This is a genomic window from Streptomyces narbonensis (assembly GCF_014649015.1).
In the GTDB taxonomy this organism is placed as follows: Bacteria; Actinomycetota; Actinomycetes; order Streptomycetales; family Streptomycetaceae; genus Streptomyces; species Streptomyces narbonensis.
This window is the reverse complement of record NZ_BMSF01000081.1, coordinates 1-985: the sequence shown is the minus strand read 5'-3', so window position 1 is coordinate 985 and position 985 is coordinate 1. Positions and strand designations below refer to the sequence as shown.

At 25.1% G+C, this 985-nt stretch carries 1 tRNA gene; it reads left to right on the top strand.

Annotated elements, in window-relative coordinates:
• Window positions 1-885: 885 nt before the first annotated feature.
• Window positions 886-967: transfer RNA gene (locus tag IE124_RS36235), tRNA-Leu, on the top strand.
• Window positions 968-985 lie beyond the last annotated feature (18 nt).

Here is a 985-nt window from a genome sequence, read left to right as displayed (position 1 = left end):
ATTATAATTATTATTTATAAAAAAAAAAAAATAAGTTTTAAATATATAACTATAGAGAAAAATTATATAATAAATTTTCCTTTATTTAATAAAAAGATTATAATCTTTATATATATTAACCATATATATATTTTTTATATATTATTATTAAATTTATAATTAAATATTATATTTATAAAATTTAAATTAAAATTTAAAATAGTCCGGCCCGCCCCCGCGGGGGGGGGCGGACCCCGAAGGAGTGAGGGACCCCCTCCCTAACCTAATGGGAGGGGGACCGAACCCCGAAGGAGTTTGGTTAAAGAAGATAAAGAATAAAAATTAAGAATATTATTTTATTTATTTTTTTTAATATTATATATTAAAATATAATAGAAAAAAGAGTATTATATATTAATATAAAATATATTAATATAAATAACTAACCGCCCCCGCGGGGGCGGTTTATATAATTTAATAATTAATATATTAATAATAATTATAATAGTCCGGCCCGCCCCCTGCGGGGCGGACCCCGAAGGAGTTCGACTTAAATTATAATTTAATAATTTTTATTTATTAATAGTTTCGGGGCCCGGCCACGGGAGTCGGAACCCCGAAAGGAGTTTTATTATTAATATAAAAAGAGTAAGGATAATAATAAATTCTTTTAATTTATTTTTAATAAAATATAATTTTAAAATAGTTTTTATAGTCCGGCCCGCCCCGCGGGGGGGGCGGACCCCGAAGGAGTTCGGTCTGGCATTAATTATAATAATTATATTAATATTATTATTATTTATTATATTATAATATATTTATTTATATTTTATAATATTAATAATTATTTTATATTTAATAAATATAATATATATATTATTTTTTTTAATAACTATCTAATTAATAGCTATTTTGGTGGAATTGGTAGACACGATACTCTTAAGATGTATTACTTTACAGTATGAAGGTTCAAGTCCTTTAAATAGCAATAAATATATATAATATA